Annotated in this window: 19 protein-coding genes, 7 tRNA genes and 1 pseudogene; 17 read left to right on the plus strand and 10 right to left on the minus strand. The window is 73.1% G+C overall.

From position 1 onward, the window contains the following. The first annotated feature begins 18 nt into the window (after window positions 1–18). Together cobA and QUY26_RS33310 are read left to right on the plus strand one after the other, a co-directional pair. Window positions 19–1254, plus strand: a complete 1236-nt coding sequence (cobA, locus tag QUY26_RS33305; protein ID WP_289953283.1) for a uroporphyrinogen-III C-methyltransferase — start codon at window positions 19–21, stop codon at window positions 1252–1254. Window positions 1255–1375: 121 nt separating this feature from the next. Beyond that, window positions 1376–2194, plus strand: coding sequence for a TrmH family RNA methyltransferase (locus QUY26_RS33310; RefSeq protein WP_289953284.1), 819 nt, complete (start codon window positions 1376–1378; stop codon window positions 2192–2194). A gap of 15 nt (window positions 2195–2209) precedes the next feature. Here the strand turns inward: QUY26_RS33310 and QUY26_RS33315 are convergent, their stop codons facing one another. Continuing rightward, entirely contained in the window at window positions 2210–3619 is a 1410-nt protein-coding gene (locus tag QUY26_RS33315; protein WP_289956251.1) for a serine/threonine-protein kinase, read from the minus strand. Between the two features lie 196 nt (window positions 3620–3815). Between QUY26_RS33315 and QUY26_RS33320 the strand changes: the two are divergent. From QUY26_RS33320 to QUY26_RS33335, 4 genes and pseudogenes are all read left to right on the plus strand, one after another. Then, a pseudogene (locus tag QUY26_RS33320) lies at window positions 3816–4113 on the plus strand (hypothetical protein). Between the two features lie 199 nt (window positions 4114–4312). Beyond that, window positions 4313–4516 (plus strand): hypothetical protein, encoded by a 204-nt coding sequence (locus QUY26_RS33325; protein ID WP_289953286.1) that lies wholly within the window; start codon window positions 4313–4315, stop codon window positions 4514–4516. 269 nt (window positions 4517–4785) lie between these two features. Next, window positions 4786–5730: a phosphotransferase family protein gene (locus tag QUY26_RS33330; RefSeq protein WP_436840446.1), complete on the plus strand. Its 945-nt coding sequence runs from the start codon at window positions 4786–4788 to the stop codon at window positions 5728–5730. A 69-nt stretch (window positions 5731–5799) separates the two neighbouring features. Beyond that, complete coding sequence (locus QUY26_RS33335) at window positions 5800–6087, plus strand: zf-TFIIB domain-containing protein (RefSeq protein ID WP_289953287.1); 288 nt, start codon at window positions 5800–5802, stop codon at window positions 6085–6087. A gap of 67 nt (window positions 6088–6154) precedes the next feature. On the opposite strand, the gene QUY26_RS33340 is transcribed toward QUY26_RS33335, so the two are convergent. From QUY26_RS33340 to QUY26_RS33360, 5 genes are all read right to left on the minus strand, one after another. Continuing rightward, window positions 6155–6229, minus strand: a tRNA-Val gene (locus QUY26_RS33340). Window positions 6230–6270: 41 nt separating this feature from the next. Further along, window positions 6271–6342: transfer RNA gene (locus QUY26_RS33345), tRNA-Val, on the minus strand. Window positions 6343–6386: 44 nt separating this feature from the next. Then, window positions 6387–6458: transfer RNA gene (locus QUY26_RS33350), tRNA-Val, on the minus strand. Between the two features lies 1 nt (window position 6459). Then, a tRNA-Cys gene (locus QUY26_RS33355) sits at window positions 6460–6533 on the minus strand. Between the two features lie 42 nt (window positions 6534–6575). Next, window positions 6576–6648 (minus strand) — tRNA-Gly (locus QUY26_RS33360). Window positions 6649–6804: 156 nt separating this feature from the next. Here QUY26_RS33360 and QUY26_RS33365 point away from each other — a divergent pair. From QUY26_RS33365 to QUY26_RS33375, 3 genes are all read left to right on the plus strand, one after another. Then, window positions 6805–7941 (plus strand): chorismate-binding protein, encoded by a 1137-nt coding sequence (locus QUY26_RS33365; protein ID WP_289953289.1) that lies wholly within the window; start codon window positions 6805–6807, stop codon window positions 7939–7941. Beyond that, the gene (locus tag QUY26_RS33370; RefSeq protein WP_289953290.1) at window positions 7938–8759 is read left to right on the plus strand and encodes an aminotransferase class IV; all 822 of its coding nucleotides are present in this window, start codon (window positions 7938–7940) and stop codon (window positions 8757–8759) included. The genes QUY26_RS33365 and QUY26_RS33370 overlap by 4 nt, the downstream gene beginning before the upstream one ends. 95 nt (window positions 8760–8854) lie before the next feature. Further along, entirely contained in the window at window positions 8855–9679 is an 825-nt protein-coding gene (locus tag QUY26_RS33375; RefSeq protein ID WP_289953292.1) for a GNAT family N-acetyltransferase, read from the plus strand. Between the two features lie 32 nt (window positions 9680–9711). Here the strand turns inward: QUY26_RS33375 and QUY26_RS33380 are convergent, their stop codons facing one another. Continuing rightward, window positions 9712–10230 carry a DsbA family protein gene (locus tag QUY26_RS33380; RefSeq protein ID WP_289953295.1) on the minus strand — a complete coding sequence of 173 codons (519 nt, stop codon included), beginning with the start codon at window positions 10228–10230 and terminating at the stop codon, window positions 9712–9714. A gap of 195 nt (window positions 10231–10425) precedes the next feature. Here QUY26_RS33380 and QUY26_RS33385 point away from each other — a divergent pair, with 195 nt between their 5' ends. Next, window positions 10426–10887: a hypothetical protein gene (locus QUY26_RS33385; protein ID WP_289953296.1), complete on the plus strand. Its 462-nt coding sequence runs from the start codon at window positions 10426–10428 to the stop codon at window positions 10885–10887. A 289-nt stretch (window positions 10888–11176) separates the two neighbouring features. Continuing rightward, window positions 11177–11368 carry a hypothetical protein gene (locus QUY26_RS33390; RefSeq protein ID WP_289953297.1) on the plus strand — a complete coding sequence of 64 codons (192 nt, stop codon included), beginning with the start codon at window positions 11177–11179 and terminating at the stop codon, window positions 11366–11368. Here the strand turns inward: QUY26_RS33390 and QUY26_RS33395 are convergent. Together QUY26_RS33395 and QUY26_RS33400 are read right to left on the minus strand one after the other, a co-directional pair. Beyond that, on the minus strand, window positions 11342–12016 hold the full coding sequence (locus QUY26_RS33395) for a CGNR zinc finger domain-containing protein (protein ID WP_289953298.1): 675 nt from the start codon (window positions 12014–12016) through the stop codon (window positions 11342–11344). The genes QUY26_RS33390 and QUY26_RS33395 overlap by 27 nt on opposite strands. Window positions 12017–12252: 236 nt before the next feature. Then, complete coding sequence (locus tag QUY26_RS33400) at window positions 12253–12666, minus strand: SsgA family sporulation/cell division regulator (RefSeq protein WP_003959770.1); 414 nt, start codon at window positions 12664–12666, stop codon at window positions 12253–12255. Between the two features lie 191 nt (window positions 12667–12857). On the opposite strand from QUY26_RS33400, the gene QUY26_RS33405 reads away from it, so the two are divergent. The 4 genes from QUY26_RS33405 to QUY26_RS33420 all read left to right on the plus strand — a co-directional run bounded on the left by QUY26_RS33405 (window position 12858) and on the right by QUY26_RS33420 (window position 14230). Beyond that, entirely contained in the window at window positions 12858–13304 is a 447-nt protein-coding gene (locus tag QUY26_RS33405) for a TIGR02611 family protein (RefSeq protein ID WP_289953460.1), read from the plus strand. 84 nt (window positions 13305–13388) lie between these two features. Next, window positions 13389–13460 (plus strand) — tRNA-Val (locus QUY26_RS33410). 212 nt (window positions 13461–13672) lie between these two features. Then, window positions 13673–14119 carry an SRPBCC family protein gene (locus QUY26_RS33415; protein WP_289953461.1) on the plus strand — a complete coding sequence of 149 codons (447 nt, stop codon included), beginning with the start codon at window positions 13673–13675 and terminating at the stop codon, window positions 14117–14119. Between the two features lie 39 nt (window positions 14120–14158). Next, a tRNA-Val gene (locus QUY26_RS33420) sits at window positions 14159–14230 on the plus strand. 74 nt (window positions 14231–14304) lie between these two features. Here the strand turns inward: QUY26_RS33420 and QUY26_RS33425 are convergent. Then, window positions 14305–15030, minus strand: a complete 726-nt coding sequence (locus tag QUY26_RS33425) for an exonuclease domain-containing protein (protein ID WP_289953462.1) — start codon at window positions 15028–15030, stop codon at window positions 14305–14307. 167 nt (window positions 15031–15197) lie between these two features. Between QUY26_RS33425 and QUY26_RS33430 the strand changes: the two genes are divergently transcribed. Both QUY26_RS33430 and QUY26_RS33435 read left to right on the plus strand, forming a co-directional pair. Further along, the gene (locus QUY26_RS33430; protein WP_030360522.1) at window positions 15198–15764 is read left to right on the plus strand and encodes a DUF4365 domain-containing protein; all 567 of its coding nucleotides are present in this window, start codon (window positions 15198–15200) and stop codon (window positions 15762–15764) included. Continuing rightward, window positions 15761–16990: a hypothetical protein gene (locus tag QUY26_RS33435; protein ID WP_289956255.1), complete on the plus strand. Its 1230-nt coding sequence runs from the start codon at window positions 15761–15763 to the stop codon at window positions 16988–16990. The genes QUY26_RS33430 and QUY26_RS33435 overlap by 4 nt, the downstream gene beginning before the upstream one ends. Window positions 16991–17124 lie beyond the last annotated feature (134 nt).

The following is a 17124-nucleotide window of genomic DNA, read 5'->3' on the forward strand; positions in this document are numbered from 1 at the left end:
CAAGGAAAGGCGCACCCCATGGCCACCGCTCACCCCGCCTACCCCGTAGGCCTCCGCCTCACCGGCCGCCGCGTAGTCGTCCTGGGCGGTGGCCAGGTGGCCCAGCGCCGTCTCCCGGCCCTGATCGCGGCGGGCGCCGACCTCCTCCTCGTATCGCCGGAGGCAACCCCCTCGGTAGAGGCGATGGCCGACACGGGGGAGATCACCTGGGAGCGCAGGCCCTACGCGGACGGCGACCTCACCGACGCCTGGTACGCCCTGATCGCCACCAGCGACCCCACCGCCAACGCCGCCGCCTCCGCCGAGGCCGACCGCCGCCGCGTCTGGTGCGTCCGCTCCGACGACGCCGACGCGGCGACCGCCTGGACCCCGGCCACCGGCCACAGCGAGGGCGTCACCGTGGCCGTCCTCACCACCGACGCCAAGGGCCGCGACCCGCGCCACACCGCCGCCATCCGCGACGCGGTGGTGGAGGGCCTGCGCGACGGCACCCTCGTCGCCCCGCACCACCGCACCCGCACCCCCGGCGTGGCCCTCGTCGGCGGCGGCCCCGGCGACCCGGACCTGATCACGGTCCGCGGCCGTCGCCTGCTCGCCGAGGCGGACGTCGTCATCGCCGACCGGCTCGGCCCGCGCGACCTCCTCGACGAACTCCCGCCGCACGTCGAGGTGATCGACGCGGCGAAGATCCCCTACGGCCGCTTCATGGCGCAGGAGGCCATCAACAACGCCCTCATCGCGCACGCGAAGCAGGGCAAGGCGGTCGTGCGCCTCAAGGGCGGCGACCCGTTCGTGTTCGGCCGCGGCATGGAGGAGGCCCAGGCGCTCGCCGAGGCCGGCATCCCCTGCACGGTCGTACCGGGCATCTCCAGCTCGATCTCGGTGCCGGGCGCCGCGGGCATCCCGGTGACCCACCGGGGCGTGGCCCATGAGTTCACCGTGGTCAGCGGCCATGTGGCCCCCGACGACGAGCGCTCCCTCGTCGACTGGGCGGCGCTCGCGAAGCTCCGCGGCACCCTGGTGGTCCTCATGGGCGTCGACAAGATCGGCCGCATCGCCGAGACCCTGACCGCCCACGGCAAGCCGCAGGACACCCCGGTCGCCCTGATCCAGGAGGGCACGACCGCCGCCCAGCGCCGCGTCGACGCCACCCTCGCGACGGTCGCCGACGCCGTGCGCACCCACGAGGTGCGGCCCCCCGCGGTCATCGTGATCGGCGAGGTGGCCGCCCTCAACCCCGCGCCGCTCGCCTGAGCGAGGCCCCGGACCGCCCCCGGGGCCACTTGGACCACCCCGACCGCACCAACGTAACCACCGGTAACGGAACTCGTTCCCAGCCGTTGGCACCTCACCCCGGACAAGGCAGTATCACCCTGTGGCCGATCTCCTCACCATCGACGATCCCGACGACCCCCGCCTCAGCGACTACACGGGCCTGACCGACGTCGAGCTGCGCCGCAAGCGCGAGCCCGCCGAGGGCCTGTTCATCGCCGAGGGCGAGAAGGTGATCCGGCGCGCCAAGCTCGCGGGCTACGAGATGCGCTCGATGCTGCTCTCCGCCAAGTGGGTCGACGTCATGCGCGACGTCATCGACGAGGTCCCTGCGCCCGTGTACGCGGTCAGCCCCGACCTCGCCGAGCGGGTCACCGGCTACCACGTGCACCGCGGCGCCCTCGCCTCCATGCAGCGCAAGCCGCTGCCCACGGCCGAGGAACTCCTGCGGTCGCACCGCCGCGTGGTGGTGATGGAGGCGGTCAACGACCACACGAACATCGGCGCGATCTTCCGCTCCGCCGCCGCCCTCGGCATGGACGCCGTCCTGCTCTCACCGGACTGCGCGGACCCGCTCTACCGCCGCTCGGTGAAGGTCTCCATGGGCGCGGTCTTCTCCGTGCCGTACGCCCGCCTCGACTCCTGGCCCAAGGGCCTCGAAGGCGTACGGGAGGCGGGCTTCGACCTCCTTGCCCTCACCCCGGACGAGAAGGCCAAGACCCTCGACGAGGCGGCGCCCCACCGCATGGACCGGGTCGCGCTGATGCTCGGCGCGGAGGGCGACGGCCTGTCCAGGCAGGCACTGGTCGCCGCCGACGAATGGGTCCGCATCCCGATGGCGCACGGCGTGGACTCGCTCAACGTGGGCGCGGCGGCAGCGGTCGCGTTCTACGCGGTGGCGACGGGGCGCCCGGGAGCCTGACCCGGGCAGGCCGGGTCAGCCCCGCGGCCCGTTCCGGGCCCGGCCCGGCGCGGTTCCGTCCGGCCGCTCGGGGTGCTGCGCCTGCTCCGCTACGACCCCGGCGCTCGCCCCGGCGTGCCCGCCACGGTCGGCGCCGAGCCCGCGTGCGGGCCCCTGGCAGCCCTGCGCCGCAGCGATCCCCAGCGCGACCAGCAGCGTCACGACGACGAACACGAAGAGCCGCTGCCGCAGCAGCCGCGGATTGGCGGGCCGCAGCCTCGTGCCCGTGCCCCGCGGCCCCTTCCGCCCGGCGCCGCTGCGGGGCGCGGGGCGACCACCCGGACGCGAGGTGTCGCGCGGCGCCGAGGGGCGTGAGCCGGACTGCGAACCGCCGGTGCGCGAGCCGCCCGTACGGGACCCGCCGGTCCGCGAGCCACCGGTGCGCGGGTCGCCCGTACGGGAGCCGCCGGTCCGCGAGCCGCCGGTGCGCGGGGCGCCGGGGCGCGAGGAACCGGTCCCGAACTCCCCGCGCTCCGTGTCGACACCGCCGTAGGTGTCGGTGAGCGTCGGCCGGTCCTGGTCCTGGCGGGGCGGGGGCGGCCGCACGTCGCTGAGGTTCTGTGCCTCGCGGGCCGCGATCTCCTTGAGCCGCAGCGACAGTTGGAGCGTGCTGGGACGTTCCTCCGGGGCCTTCGCGAGACAGGCCCGCAGCAGCGGGGCGAGCGCGTCAGGGACGCCCTGGAGCTGGGCCTCCTCGTGCACGACCCGGTACAGCATCACTTCGGAACTGCCGTGCCCGAAGGGCGAGTCGGCCATCGCGGCGTACGCGAGCGTGGCGCCCAGCGCGAACACGTCGGTGGCGGGCGTGACGGCGGCGCCGCGCACCTGCTCGGGGGCGAGGAAGCCGGGCGAGCCGACGGCCGTGCCGACGTGGGTGAGGGTCGAGGCCCCGGTCGCCCAGGCGATCCCGAAGTCGATGATCCGCGGCCCCTTCGGGGACAGCAGGATGTTGGACGGCTTGAGGTCCCGGTGCACGACACCGGCCTCGTGCACGGCGACGAGCCCCTCGGACAGCGCGGAGCCGACGACGGCGACCTCGGCCGCGGTCAGCGGACCCTCGGCGGCGACCTTGTCGTGCAGGGAGGGCCCGGGAACGTACTGCGTGGCGAACCAGGGCCGGTCGGCCTCCAGATCGGCGGCGACCAGACGGGCGGTGCAGCCGCCGCGGATCCGCCGTGCGGCCGATACCTCGCGGGCGAAGCGGGACCGGAACTCCTGATCCTCCGCCAGATCGGGCCGGATGACCTTCAGGGCGACGCGCTGGCCACGGCGGTCGGAGCCCAGATAGACCACGCCCATCCCGCCGGCACCCAGCCGCCTGTGCAGCCTGAACGAGCCGACGACACGCGGGTCCTCGCGCCTCAGGCGCATCATCGCCATGTTCATCCCCGCTGCCCGGTCCGTCTGACGAGCCACAGCTTACGTTTCCGTGGCCGGGCACGTGCAGAGGCCGCGCCCTCGCGGGCCGACCGATTGTCAGTGCCGGGCGGGAAACGTGAAAAGCGCTCAGGAACCGCGGCGCACCGGGCGGCAGCCGCCCACGGGCCGCCCAACCAGCTGTCGCTGAAGGGGGATTGATCGCGTGAAGGGCGACCGCGTGGAGACAGCGGTGGACGCCGACGGCACGACGCGTACGTACGAAGTGGTGGCGAGCCGGGCGGACCACCGGGTCGGGACAGCTGTCCGCAGGGGAGTGGCGGAAGTGAGCGAAGTCACCCGGCGGGGGCGCCCCGACGCTGTTCGGGCAGGGGGCACCGTCGTCCGCACGGCGCGGTCCATGGCGGCGACCCGCGTCCTGGCGCACACGGAACGCACGTCCTGAGGGAGGGCGGCTCCGAGCGGCCCGGACACACCCCCTCCGGGAAGACCCCGAGTCCTAGGCCCCCGTCTCCACCCACGGGAGTACTTGTGTGACGACCGGTCATCCTCGGGGAGGCCAGCCAATCGGTACGAGGGCATGACGCCCGGAGCTCCGCCGGGACCTAGATTTGAGGTCAAGCGGCGAGTGCAGCACTCGTCCCCCGAGGTCAGACACTCGCCGCTGCCAGCTTCACCACCAGGTCAGGAAGGGAGAGAACCATGGCTGACACCGCGCCGCGGACGATGATCCGCACCCAGGGGCGGAAGCTCTCCAGCTGGGGCGTGCGGCCTTCCGGAACGCGCCACCCGCTGGTGGCCACGCTCATGGTCCTCCCCCTGGCAGCCCTGCTCACGGTCGCCTTCGGCGGCTGGGAGGCAGTGGTCACACAAGCGTCGTCCGTGGGCGTGATGCTGGGGCGCTGAGCGGCGCCCCAGGCCCGGAAGAGCGGTCCGGGCGGGGACATCCGGCCATGAAACCCCGTGGGGACGGGGGTGCGGCGGACGGCACGACAGCCCGCGCAGCTGGGGAGCTGCGCGGGCTGTTTCTTTTCCCGGCCCGCGCTGTTTCTTTTCCCGGCCCGGGCGGCTGCCCCTTCGGGCAGCGGGCGAGGCGCGGCACCGGACCGGGCCGTCCGCCCCCGCCGGAGTCCCGTACTCTCACGCGAGACGTACAGCCACACCCCGGGGGACCCGTGACCGCCCTGCTGCTCGCCCTGACCGCCCAGGCCAGACTCAGGGCCCGCCACCGCGACGACTGCGCCTGCAGCGACCCGCACGGCGTCCTCGCCGACCGCCCCGACGCCACCGTCGTCCGGCACGCCCAGGTCGTGGCGAAGGCGCACGCCCCCGGCACCCCCGAACCCACCCTGGCGGCCCGGCTCGCCACGGCCGCCCACCCCGACCTCGCCGACACACTCCTCGCCCCGCTGTCGCCCCGGCCCGACCGCCTCCACGACCGCCTGGTCACCCTCTGGCCGCACGGCACCCCGGTGGACCGCGACGACCCGGACGCGGCCCCCTGGGAAGCGGCGGCCGCGCTCCTGGCCCGGCTGCACCGCACCCCGCCCGCCCGGTTCCCCGCCGGACTCCCGGCGATGCGCGGCCCCGAGAAGGCGGCCCGCGCCGTGGCCCGCATGCGCGCCGCCGCCCCGCACCCCGCCGCGTCCCCGGTGGAGCGGGCGTGGGCGGTCCTGCCGCCGTGGGCCCGCGACGAGGCCCCCTATCCGGGCCCGCCGCACCTGTGCCACGGCGACCTGCACCTCGGCCAGCTCGTCCGGACGCCCGAGGACCGGTGGCTGCTCATCGACATCGACGACCTGGGCACCGGCAACCCGGCCTGGGACCTGGCGCGCCCGGCGGCCTGGTACGCCTGCGGGCTACTGCTGCCCGAGGAGTGGACTGCGTTCCTGAGCGCCTACCGCGCGGCGGGCGGTCCGGCCGTGCCCGCCGACGGCGCGGACCCCTGGCCCGCCCTCGACGTGCCCGCCCGCGCGCTGACCGTGCAGACCGCGGCGTTGGCGATCGCCAAGGCGGTGGCGGGGGAGCGGGCCCTGGACGAGGTCGAGGAGACCCTCGTGGACGCCTGCCGCCGGATGGCCGCCGTCCCGCCCGACTTGGCGCCGACCTGTGCGAAGTAGGGTGCACTGCACCGCGGCCGGGCAGACATCCGGCGAAGCAGTCACGACCGGCGAGGAGTTGAGCCGACCATGCAGTGCCCGAAGTGCCACGCACCGATGCACACGTACAACCGCAATGGCGTCCAGATCGAGCAGTGCAGTGGTTGCCGCGGGATTTTCCTCGACTACGGCGAGCTCGAGGCGCTGACCCGGCTCGAGAGCCAGTGGAGCGGTCACCAGCCCCCGCCGGCCCCACCGGCGGCCCCGGCCTACCCGGCGGCGCCCGCGCCCGTCTGGGGCGCCCCGCACGGCGGCCACCACGGCCACCACGGTCACAAGCGCCACAAGAGCTTCGGGCACATGCTCTTCTCCTCCTGAGCGCGTACGGCGAGAGCGCGCACGACGAAGCCCCCGGCCGTGGATACGGCCGGGGGCTTCGTGGAGCTGGTGCGCGATACTGGGATTGAACCAGTGACCTCTTCCGTGTCAGGGAAGCGCTCTCCCGCTGAGCTAATCGCGCAGGTCAACCTGCAGATGCAGAACCAGATGGGGCGTACTGCGTGCGCGATACTGGGATTGAACCAGTGACCTCTTCCGTGTCAGGGAAGCGCTCTCCCGCTGAGCTAATCGCGCGGGGAAACCTCTGCATGATCAAAAACCATCATCAGAGATTCCAGTGGACGATACTGGGATTGAACCAGTGACCTCTTCCGTGTCAGGGAAGCGCTCTCCCGCTGAGCTAATCGTCCTTGGAGGTGGAGACGGGATTTGAACCCGTGTAGACGGCTTTGCAGGCCGTTGCCTCGCCTCTCGGCCACTCCACCAGGAGTTACGGGGGTTCGGGAAGATCCCCCGCGGTTCCTGCGAGCGGACGACCAGGTTCGAACTGGCGACCTCAACCTTGGCAAGGTTGCGCTCTACCAACTGAGCTACGTCCGCTTGTCTTTCCCGGTCCGCTTCCGCGTCCCGGCGACGTGTTGAACTCTAGCGGATTCCTGGGCCAGTACAAAAACGCGTTTGCGCAGCGTGCTGCGCTGCTCACCTCCTCGCCGAGGCCCGGGGCGCGCTCGGGACGGCGGTCATAGACTCGCAGCCGTGCACGACCTGTCTCCTCTGGCGCGCTTCGGCGGCCTCGTCGCGACCGATCTCCTGGACGTGACCAGCGACCCTTCCGCCCTGGACACCTCGGGCTTCTGGGCGGTGTCCGCGGACTTCGAGGGCCGTCTGGTGTGCGCGCGCTTCGGGCGGGTGCGCGAAGAACCCGTCCCCGCGCCCGCCCCCGGCGCCTGGCGCGGCCCGGCCGCCGGTGACTGGACGTCGTCGCTCGACCGCGCCGCGTACACGGACGGTGTGCGCCGCGTCCGCGACCACATCGCGGCCGGCGACGTGTACCAGGCGAACCTCTGCCGCGTCCTTTCCGCGCCGATCGCCGAGGGCGCCGACGTGGACGCCCTCACGGCGCTCCTCGCGCGCGGGAACCCCGCTCCGTACGCCGGAACGATTCGCCTGCCCGGCCACGGCGTGGAGATCGCCACCGCGTCGCCCGAGCTGTTCCTGCGCCGGACGGGCCGTGTCGTGGAGTCGGGGCCCATCAAGGGCACCGGGCGCACCGAGGCGGACCTCCTGGAGAAGGACTACGCCGAGAACGTCATGATCGTCGACCTGGTCCGCAACGACCTGGGCCGCGTCTGCGAGACCGGCACGGTGACCGTCCCCGACCTGTGCGTCGTCGAGAAGCACCCGGGCCTCGTCCACCTCGTCTCCACCGTCCGCGGTGAACTGCGCCCCGACGCGGGCTGGCCCGGCCTGCTCGCGGCCGCCTTCCCGCCCGGCTCCGTCACCGGCGCCCCGAAGTCCAGCGCCCTGCGCGTCATCGACGCCCTGGAGACGGCGCCGCGCGGCCCCTACTGCGGCGGCATCGGCTGGGTCGACGCGGACCGGGGCACCGGCGAGCTGGCCGTCGGCATCCGGACGTTCTGGATCGACCGGAGTGAAGGCGTCCTCCGGTTCGGTACGGGCGCGGGGATCACCTGGGGCTCGGACCCCGAGGGCGAGTGGCGTGAGACGGAGCTGAAGGCCGAACGCCTCCTGAAGGTAGCCTCGGGCACGTACGCACCCAGTGACGGATCCCCCTCGTGCTGTGCTTCTCCGGGGGACGACACCCGGGCCCCCGGCCGGGCGAGCGGGCAGGACGGGGCACACGGAACGACATCGCAAGGTGAGACTCAGTGAAGATTTGGCTCAACGGCGGCCTGCAGGACCTCGACTCCGCGCGGGTCTCCGTGTTCGACCACGGCCTCACCGTCGGCGACGGCGTCTTCGAGACCGTCAAGGCGGTCGCGGGACGGCCGTTCGCGCTGACCCGCCACCTGGACCGCCTCGCCCGCTCCGCCCGCGGCCTCGGCCTGCCCGAGCCGGACCTGGACGAGGTGCGCCGCGCCTGCGCCGCCGTCCTGGAGGCCAACCCGATGGCGCTCGGACGGCTGCGCCTCACGTACACCGGAGGCCTCTCGCCGCTCGGCTCCGACCGCGGGGACCAGGGCCCCACCCTCGTCGTCGCCCTCGGCGAGGCCGCGCGCCGCCCCGACTCCACCGCCGTGATCACCGTCCCCTGGACGCGCAACGAACGCGGCGCGCTGACCGGCCTGAAGACCACCTCGTACGCCGAGAACGTCGTCGCCCTCGCCCGCGCCACCGAACAGGGCGCCACGGAGGCGCTGTTCGCCAACACGGTGGGGCAGCTGTGCGAGGGCACCGGGTCGAACGTCTTCGTCGTGCTCGACGGCGAGATCCACACGCCCCCGGTGTCCTCCGGCTGCCTCGCCGGGATCACCCGCGCGCTGGCCGTGGAGTGGACCGGCGCGCACGAGACCGAGCTGCCGCTCGACGTCCTCGACCGCGCCGACGAGGTCTTCCTGACCTCCACGCTGCGGGACGTGCAGGGTGTGCACCGCGTCGACGACCGCCAACTGCCGGGCGCGCCGGGGCCGGTGACGGCCAAGGCGATGCGGGTCTTCGACGAGCGCGCGGGGAACGACCTCGACCCGTAGGGGACGAGCGCCCGCGGGCGGGGCGGACGGCGCTGTGGGCGCGTGGGGCGTAAAACCGGATGACGCGGTGGCGCTCAGTGGGTACAACTCCCGTGATGACCACGACCCTGCGGCCGTCCGGGCCGCTCCACGAGAGCTCCAAGGGCGCCAAGTCGCGCGACTACGACGTCTGCGTGAACAGCCGCCCCGTCGGCCGGATCAAGCTGGCCACGAGCGCCGTCTTCGGACCGGAGGTCGCCGAGATCCTGGACCTGCGCATCGAGGCCCCCGACCGCAGGCGGGGCCGCGCCACGGTGGCGGCGCTCGCCGCCGAGGAGGTCGCGCGCGGCTGGGGCTGCGCCCGCATCGAGGCGTCCGTGCCCGCGGGCGCGTCCGGCGCCCTCGCCCTGGCCACGGCGCTCGGCTACGTGGAGCGCAATCGCCAGCTGGCCAAGCCGCTGCCCCTGAGCCCGCCCGAGCTGCCCGGGGGCACGACGGCGCGCGCGATGACGGAGGAGGAGTACGCGGCCTGGATCGCGCACTCCAAGGAGGCCTACGCGCAGGACTGGATCGACCGGGGCGTACCGGCGGCGCAGGCGCACGCCAAGGCCACCGCGGACATGGACAGCTCCCTGGCCGACGGCCTCGCGACCCCCGGCGCCCGCCTCAGCGTCCTGGTCCACGCGGACGAGGTCGTGGGCACCCTGTGGGTCGCGGAGCGCGGCAGCGAGATCTATGTGTACGACATCGAGGTCCGCGGCGAGCACCGCGGCCGGGGGTACGGCCGCGCCCTGATGCTCCTCGCCGAACGGCAGTGCCTGGAGGCGGGCAAGGACCGCGTCGGCCTGAACGTCTTCGCGGGGAACACCCCGGCCCTGCGCCTGTACGAGTCGCTCGGCTACGAGCCGACGGCGTACTCCGTGTACAAGCAGCTGCTCTAGGGGAACGCGGCTGCCCCGGGCGCGGACGGCCGCTATCCGGCGAGGAGGCGGTCGGCGATCTCCTCGACGCGCTCACGCAGGCCGTCCTGGCTCTTGCCGCCGTCCAGGCGCTCACCGCCCACGACGTACGTCGGCGTCCCGGTGACCCCGATCGCCTTGCCCTCGGCCTGGTCGGCGTCGACGATCAGGATGTGCCGGCCGTCGACCAGCGCGGTGTCGAACTCCTCGGCGTCCAGGCCCAGTTCGCGCGCCACCTCGACCAGGAGGGGCTCGCCCTCGCGGTCCAGGTCCTCGACCCGGGCCAGCACGGCCTCGACGTACTCCCAGCCCTTGCCCTGCGCCAGGGCCTCCTCGGCGGCCTGCGCGGCGGCGAAGGCGTGCTTGTGCTTCTCCAGGGGGAAGTGGCGCAGGCGCAGCTCGGCACGGTCGCCGTAGCGGGCGCGCAGGGCGCTCACGTCGTCCAGGGCGGTGCGGCAGTCGGGGCACTGCAATTCGCACCAGACGTCGATGACGAGGGGGACGGCGGGGGCCGCGGGGGAGGAGTCGCTCATGCGCACAGTGTCCCAGCCCGCGGGGACGGGCCCCAACCGGGACCCGGGGGCCCGCCCACCGGCACCTGGGGAGGAGCCGCGACCCGGATATCTCCCTGATGTCCTCGGTGACCATGGCTTCCGGCGCCCCGCCAGGTGCAGGATGGAGGTGACAGCAGCGACACCGCACCGCGCCCGCACGCCTGGAGGACCGGGATGATTGCCGAGACCATCTGCTCCGCCGTAGCCGCGGCCGGCCTCGGCATCGCGGCCGTCACGGCCTACCGCAAGCGTTTCCTCGCCGCCGCCCGCCTGGCCGCGTACTCCCTGGTCCCCCTCGGCCTGGTCATGACAGGGGCGGTGGAGTGGGCCGCCGAGACGGCCTTCAGCCCGGTCGCGTGGACGGGCTTCGGCGTCCTCGGCGCGGCCTGGCTGCTGTTCCTGGCGACCCGCGCCGCGGAGCGCCGCGCCGGCGGCACCCGCAAGGAGCGCAGGGCCGCGGCGAAGGCCGCCCAGCGCGAGGCCGTCGCCCCCGCCGCGTCCGCCCCCTCCCTGGGCCAGTCCGGCTCGTCCGGGCGCTCGCAGGCCGCCCCCGCCGCCAAGCAGAAGCAGAAGAAGGCCGCGGGCGGCGAGGACTTCAGCGACATCGAGGCGATCCTGAAGAAGCACGGCATCTGAGGGTTCATCCGACGCTCACCGACGCCGGTCGGAGGCTCGTCCGTGGCGCCGGAGAGGCACGGCCGGAGCGGTGAAAGGGGCGGCGACCGCCGCGCTGAACAGGCAACGGCGCGGGGCGCGCGCCCGGGGCGGCAGTCCATATTCCGGGACCACGTTCGAGCGTATCCGCGGACACCGTTCGCAGGTGCGCCGTGCCGGGCCCACCAAGGTCACGGAACGGGCGAACTCCCCCACGATCTGCGCGTGTTGGTAAACGGCACCCTCCGGGCTGCGTCATCATCACGGCGAGATGCTGGACACCACCACACAGAGCGATCCGGCCCCGCTCGACGAGCGGGAAACCGCCGCCGAGCGGCGCGGAGCCGCCGACGAACCGCGAGGCTGCCTCTTCGCGCTCTCCCAGCCACCGCTGATGATCTTCCTGGCGGTGATCGGGGTCCTGCTGCTCATGGCCTCACTGCACGACCTGCTGCTGCTCTAGCGGCGACGGCGCCGCGGCCGCAGCGGGCGCCGTGGACCCCCGGGCTTCCCGCCCGTCCTGTTCGAGGCCCGCGGCCTCCCTGCGGCGGGCCCGGTACGCGGCCACGTGCAGCCGGTTCCCGCAGGTGCGGCTGTCGCAGTAGCGGCGCGAACGGTTGCGGGAGAGGTCGATGAAGGCCCGGCGGCAGTCCGGCGCCTCGCACCGACGCAGCCGCTCCTGTTCGCCCGCGACGACGAAGAAGGCCAGCGCCATCCCGCAGTCCGCCGCGAGGTGGTCGGCCACGGAGGCGCCCGGCGCGAAGTAGTGCACGTGCCAGTCGTAGCCGTCGTGGTCCGTCAGGCGCGGCGTGGTGCCCGCGGCCGCGATCAGCTCGTTGATCAGAGCCGCCGCGACATGCGGCTCGGTGGCCGCGAAGACCTCGGCGAAACGGCTGCGGATGTGGTGCACGCCCGCGAGGTCGCGCTCCGTGAGCACGCCGACGTCGCTGATCGCGTTGCGCTTCACGAACTCGTTGAGAGCCGCGACGTCCGCGAGTCCGTCGACGGCCGCGGCGCTCTCCGGGGTCGCGGCGCCCTCTTCGTCCGGCGCGGAGTTCACCAGATCGACCACGGCGTCGAGCGCGCACCGGGTGTCGTGGGTGATCAGCACGATTCGCTCCCTGGCCTGTGGGTGGCGGGCTCACCCCCGCTCATGAAGAGCTCGGGGGCGGGCGCCCGCCCGGTGCTGGCCGATGCTAGCGGCTCACGCCGCGCACGCCACGGCGCCGGCGCCGCGGAAATCCGCGACACCGGCGTTGGTGCCTGCTGCCTGCCGATATGTCGTTGTCGTACCCGCGCCGTCGCCCCGAGTCGGACGGCGCCCTGCGCTCTCGGGCGGTGGCCGGACTAGCTTTCGGCCAAGATGTGCGAGAGCTCCGTGTCGAGATCGAAGTGGCGGTGTTCGGTGCCGGGCGGCACGGCCGCGTCGGTACGCTTCAGAAACGATTCCAGGGCCCGCGCCGGGGCCTCGAGCAGAGCCTCACCCTCGGGGGAGCTCAGGGCGATGCAGACGACGCCCTGACCGTGACTGCGGGACGGCCAGACACGGACGTCGCCGGTGCCGGTGGGCCGGTGCAGGCCCTCGGCGAGGAGGTCGCGGGCGAACACCCATTCGACGGTTTCCTCGGCTCCGGTGTGGAAGGTGGCGTGCACGGCATAGGGATCGGCCGTGTCATACCGCAGTCCTGCGGGTACAGGCAGTGAGGACTCGCTCGACACAACGAGGCGCAGGTGCAGCTCGCAGCTGACCGTGGTGTTCATAAGCGCCAGGGCCTTTCGCTCAGTGTGCGCTCGGGGATTCGCACGTCGGCGAAATCGACATGCCACCTACGGTGCCGTTGTAAACCCCTCTGGGAGTTTTGGGTGTCTTTAGGTGGCTCGTATGGCGGACTGTCCGATTGGTTCGTACGGCCATTCCGGTGACGGGTTTCTGTCCGGTAAGGTTTGGCGGCATGAATACGGGGAGTGACGAGTTGAAGGTGGCCGCCGCCGTCGACGACGTGGCCGAGCAGGTCAAAGCCGAGAAGCCCTTCGGGTCCAAGGCGCCGGAGTTCATCAAGGCCCGCCGGACGCTGCACCTGAGCTGGCAGGTCGGCGTCTTCATCGTGGGTCTGGCGGTGGTCGTCACCGGCATCATCATGCTGCCCCTGCCGGGACCGGGCTGGGTCGTGATCTTCGGTGGCATGGCGATCTGGGCGACCGAGTTCGTCTGGGCGCAACTGGTCCTCCGCTGGACGAAGCGGAAGGTCACCGAGGCCGCGCAGCGCGCCCTCGACCCGCGCGTCCGCCGCCGGAACATCATCCTCACGAGCATCGCGCTCGTGATCGCCGCAGCCCTCGGCGGGATCTATCTGTGGAAGTTCGGCATCCAGATGCCCTGGAAGATCAACGATCAGTGAGGCGGCCCCCGTCGGGGTGCGCACCACCCCGGCCGGGGTGGTCGGAGGCACCCTCTGACATGGGGTAATGTTCTCTCTGCGCCCGGGCGATTAGCTCAGTGGGAGAGCGCTTCGTTCACACCGAAGAGGTCACTGGTTCGAACCCAGTATCGCCCACCCGGGATTGTGGCCCGGAGACTGGAAACAGTCTCCGGGCCACTGTCGTATGCCCGCACACCACCGGGTCGTATGCGTGGCCGTATGTGACGGCCTTTCATGGAAATTCACACCCCGTGCGAACCTTCCGGAATAACTCGTTCCTATTTCTGCGAGTTGACGATCCGTCCGCTCGGTCGCGCGGAAATCGGTCCCGGCCTCAGACTGGCCCCATGGACTGGTGCCATTACCGCTTCCGCAGCGTATGGAATCTGCCCGCCGCACCCGAGACGGTGTACGCCGTCCTGGAGCGGGCCCAGGACTACCCGCGCTGGTGGCCACAGGTGCGCGCGGTGACCCCCATCGACGACCGCACCGGCACCGCCCGGCTGCGCTCGCTGCTCCCGTACGACATCGTCGTCACCGCCGAGGAGAGCCGCCGCGACCCGGGCCGGGGGGTCCTGGAGATCGCCATGACCGGCGATCTCGACGGCTGGGCGCGCTGGACGCTCGCCGCGGCCGACGGCGGCACCAGGGCGCGCTACGACCAGGAGGTCGACGTCCGCAAGGCCCTGATGCGACGCCTCGCCGTCCCCGGCCGGCCCCTGTTCCTCGCCAACCACGCCCTGATGATGCGCTCGGGGCGGCGGGGGCTCGTCGCGTACCTGGAAGCGGTTTGAACCAACGGCGCCCGGACCTGTATTGTTCAGTGCGTTCCCGGGCGATTAGCTCAGTGGGAGAGCGCTTCGTTCACACCGAAGAGGTCACTGGTTCGAACCCAGTATCGCCCACCCGGAGAATCCCGGTCCGTCCCCGACGGACCGGTTTTTTCATGCCCGCACCCCGACGGGCGGCGCTCCGACGCTCAGGCGGCGGCCGGCAGTTCGGGACGCAGCGGCCACGCGGGGTCGACTGCCTCCGGCGTGCCGCTGCGCGCGAACCACGCCTGCAGCCCGCGCGCCTGAGCCGCGTGCCACACCGCCTGCAAGGTGTGCAGCTCGGCGGGGGACAGGCGGTCGAGCCGGGCCGAGAACCGGCGCCCCACCGCACGGACGACATCCAGCGCGGCCTGCGCGTCGGCTGCCGCGTCGTGCGCGCCCGTCAGCTCCACCTCGTAGTGCGCGCACAGGTCGGAGAGCGTGCGGCGGCCCTTGCGGTAGCGGTCCAGGTGGCGGTCCAGGACCCGCGGATCCAGCACGCACAGCGGACGGCTCTCCAGATACCGGGCGAGTGACGAGGCGCGGTGCCTGCGCAACTCCCGGTCGAACAGCGTCAGATCGAACGGAGCGTTCATCACCACGAGCGGCCGGCCCGCCGCCCCCTGCTCCGCGAGCTCGCGCCCTATCTCCTCCATCACCGGAGCCGGCCAGCGGCCGTTGCGCTCCAGATGTTCCTGGGTCAGCCCGTGCACCGCGGTCGCGGCGGCGGGCACCACGACGCCCGGGTTCACCAGCCACCGGGTGACACGGGGCCGGGCCCCCGCGCCGTTCTGAACGACGACGGCGGCCGACACGATCCGGTCGGTCTCGACGTCGACACCCGTGGTCTCCGTGTCGAATGCGGCCAATGGGCCTTCGTACCAGCACGTCATCCTGACGCAACTCCTCGTTCAGCTCCGGCAGTTGACCTGCGTAACTGCCCACGCTGGTGATACCCGGGCCGTTTGCGCCGAACCCGGCCCGGAGACAACACAGGTACAGGGCACGGACATCGACCGGCCCGAGCGGGGAAACGTCTGGTTCGGAAGGCTTGTTGAACATGGCGCTCGCGCAGCCCGAACAGGGCGGGCTGCTGCCCGAGCGGATCGCACCGCCGCGCGGCACACTCGCCACCACCGCCTGCATGGAGACCCTTCAGGTGGGCTACCTGCACGCCGTCGCCGCCGCTGCGGGGTGCTCGCTCTCCCAGCCCTTTCCGGACAACGGCATCGACTGGCACGTCAGCCACAGCGCCCCCGGGCACACGGTCGACGACGAAGTCACCATCAAGGTGCAGCTCAAGTGCACGTACCAGATACCGCCCCGGCCCGCGGGGCCCGCCTTCTCCTTCACCCTGGACAACGCCCACCTGGAGAAGCTGGCCCGCACCCCCGTGTCGGTGCACAAGATCCTCGTCGTGATGATCGTGCCCCGCTCCCGCGACGACTGGCTGCGCGCCGGGCACGACCGGCTCGACCTGCGGCACTGCTGCTACTGGACCAACCTCGCCGGACACCCGGTGACGGGCAGGCGAAGGACCACCGTCCGCGTCCCGACCTCGCGGATCTTCGACGACCGCGCGCTCTGCGAGATCATGACGCGGGTCGGGACGGGAGGGAGACCCTGATGCACCGCCCGATCGACGAGCCCGCGCCGCCACGCGGCCCCCGGCCCCACCCCGTCCACGCCCCCGGCCTCTGGGCCGACCCGCCCGCCCCCGGCCAGGTCGACCCCGCCGTGCTCGGTGCCCTGCTCGACCGGCACGGCTGGCGCCGCCGCGGCGGCGCCGCCGGACGCTACTCCCGCTGGACCCCGCCAGGGCCCGGTCACGGCGGCACCAGCCTGCTCCTGCCGGAGAGCCGCTCCTTCCCCGACTACGAGGACCTGATCGGCGAGGCCCTGACCGCGCTCGCGCGCAGCTCATCGCCGTCCGCCCGCGACGTGCTGGTCTCCCTCACCGTGCCGAGCGACGAGATCCGCTGGTGGCGCGACGTGCCGAGCGGACCGGCCGACACCGCGTCCTGGACCGTCGAGGAACGCCTGCGGGCCGCCGCACGCCAGATGCTGCTCGCGGGCGCGCTGGCCGCGCGGGCCCGGGCCGGTTACTACGGCGCCCGCCACCGCCGCTCCGCCACCGCCCTCCTGGAGGACATCCTCGTCGGACCCGCCCCCGGCGGACGGCGGCTGACCGCGTTCGTCCCGGTCGCCGCCGGGCGGCCGCTCGCCGTGCGCCTGCACCAGGCGCTGTACGCGGCCCGTGAGGCCGTCGACTACCGGCGGGCCACCGGCCGCATGGACGCCTTCGACGGCGCCGTCGCCGCGGGCGTCAGCCACGAACTGGTCGAGGCCGTCGTCGCCCTCGTCCGCGGCACCGAGGGCGCCAGGGTCGAAGTGTCCTGGTCACCCGCCGCCGGGGTGCCCGAGGGCTGCGCCGCGGCCGCCGGGCCCGTCGAGTTCTCGCCCGGGGACCTGCCCGTGCTGCGCGAGGCCAGCGCCCGCTATCTGCGCGCCGAGCCGTCGGTTCCGGTGCGGATCACCGGGGCCGTGGTGCGCATGCGGCGGTCGGGGCCGCGCGGGGGCGGGACGGTGCGGGTGCGGGTGCTCGCGGGCGCGGAGGTCCCGCATGTCCGGATGGCGCTCGACGAGGAGGACTACCGCATCGCGGGACAGGCGCATCTGGTCGGTCTGCCGATCCGGGTGCAGGGGCGCCTGGAGAGCAGGGGCGGCTTCCGCAGGCTCACGGAGGCGGCCGAGGTGGTGCCGGTGCAGGTCGACGAGGCCGAGCGGGACCGCCTGATGAAGTCGCTCCAGGAGAACCTGGACTTCTTCGAGGAGGCGTGCAGCGGGGACTGAGGGGGTGCGGGGCGGGCGTTCAGCGGGGCGCGGCGGGGCCGGGGCGGACCGGCGCCGCGGTTATCCGTTTCGCGATGGGCCCCGGGGGCTCGGTACGATTCGTTGCGCGCAGGAGCAGATCTGCGCGGCCCGCT

The organism is Streptomyces flavofungini (assembly GCF_030388665.1).
GTDB classification, from domain to species: domain Bacteria; phylum Actinomycetota; class Actinomycetes; order Streptomycetales; family Streptomycetaceae; genus Streptomyces; species Streptomyces flavofungini_A.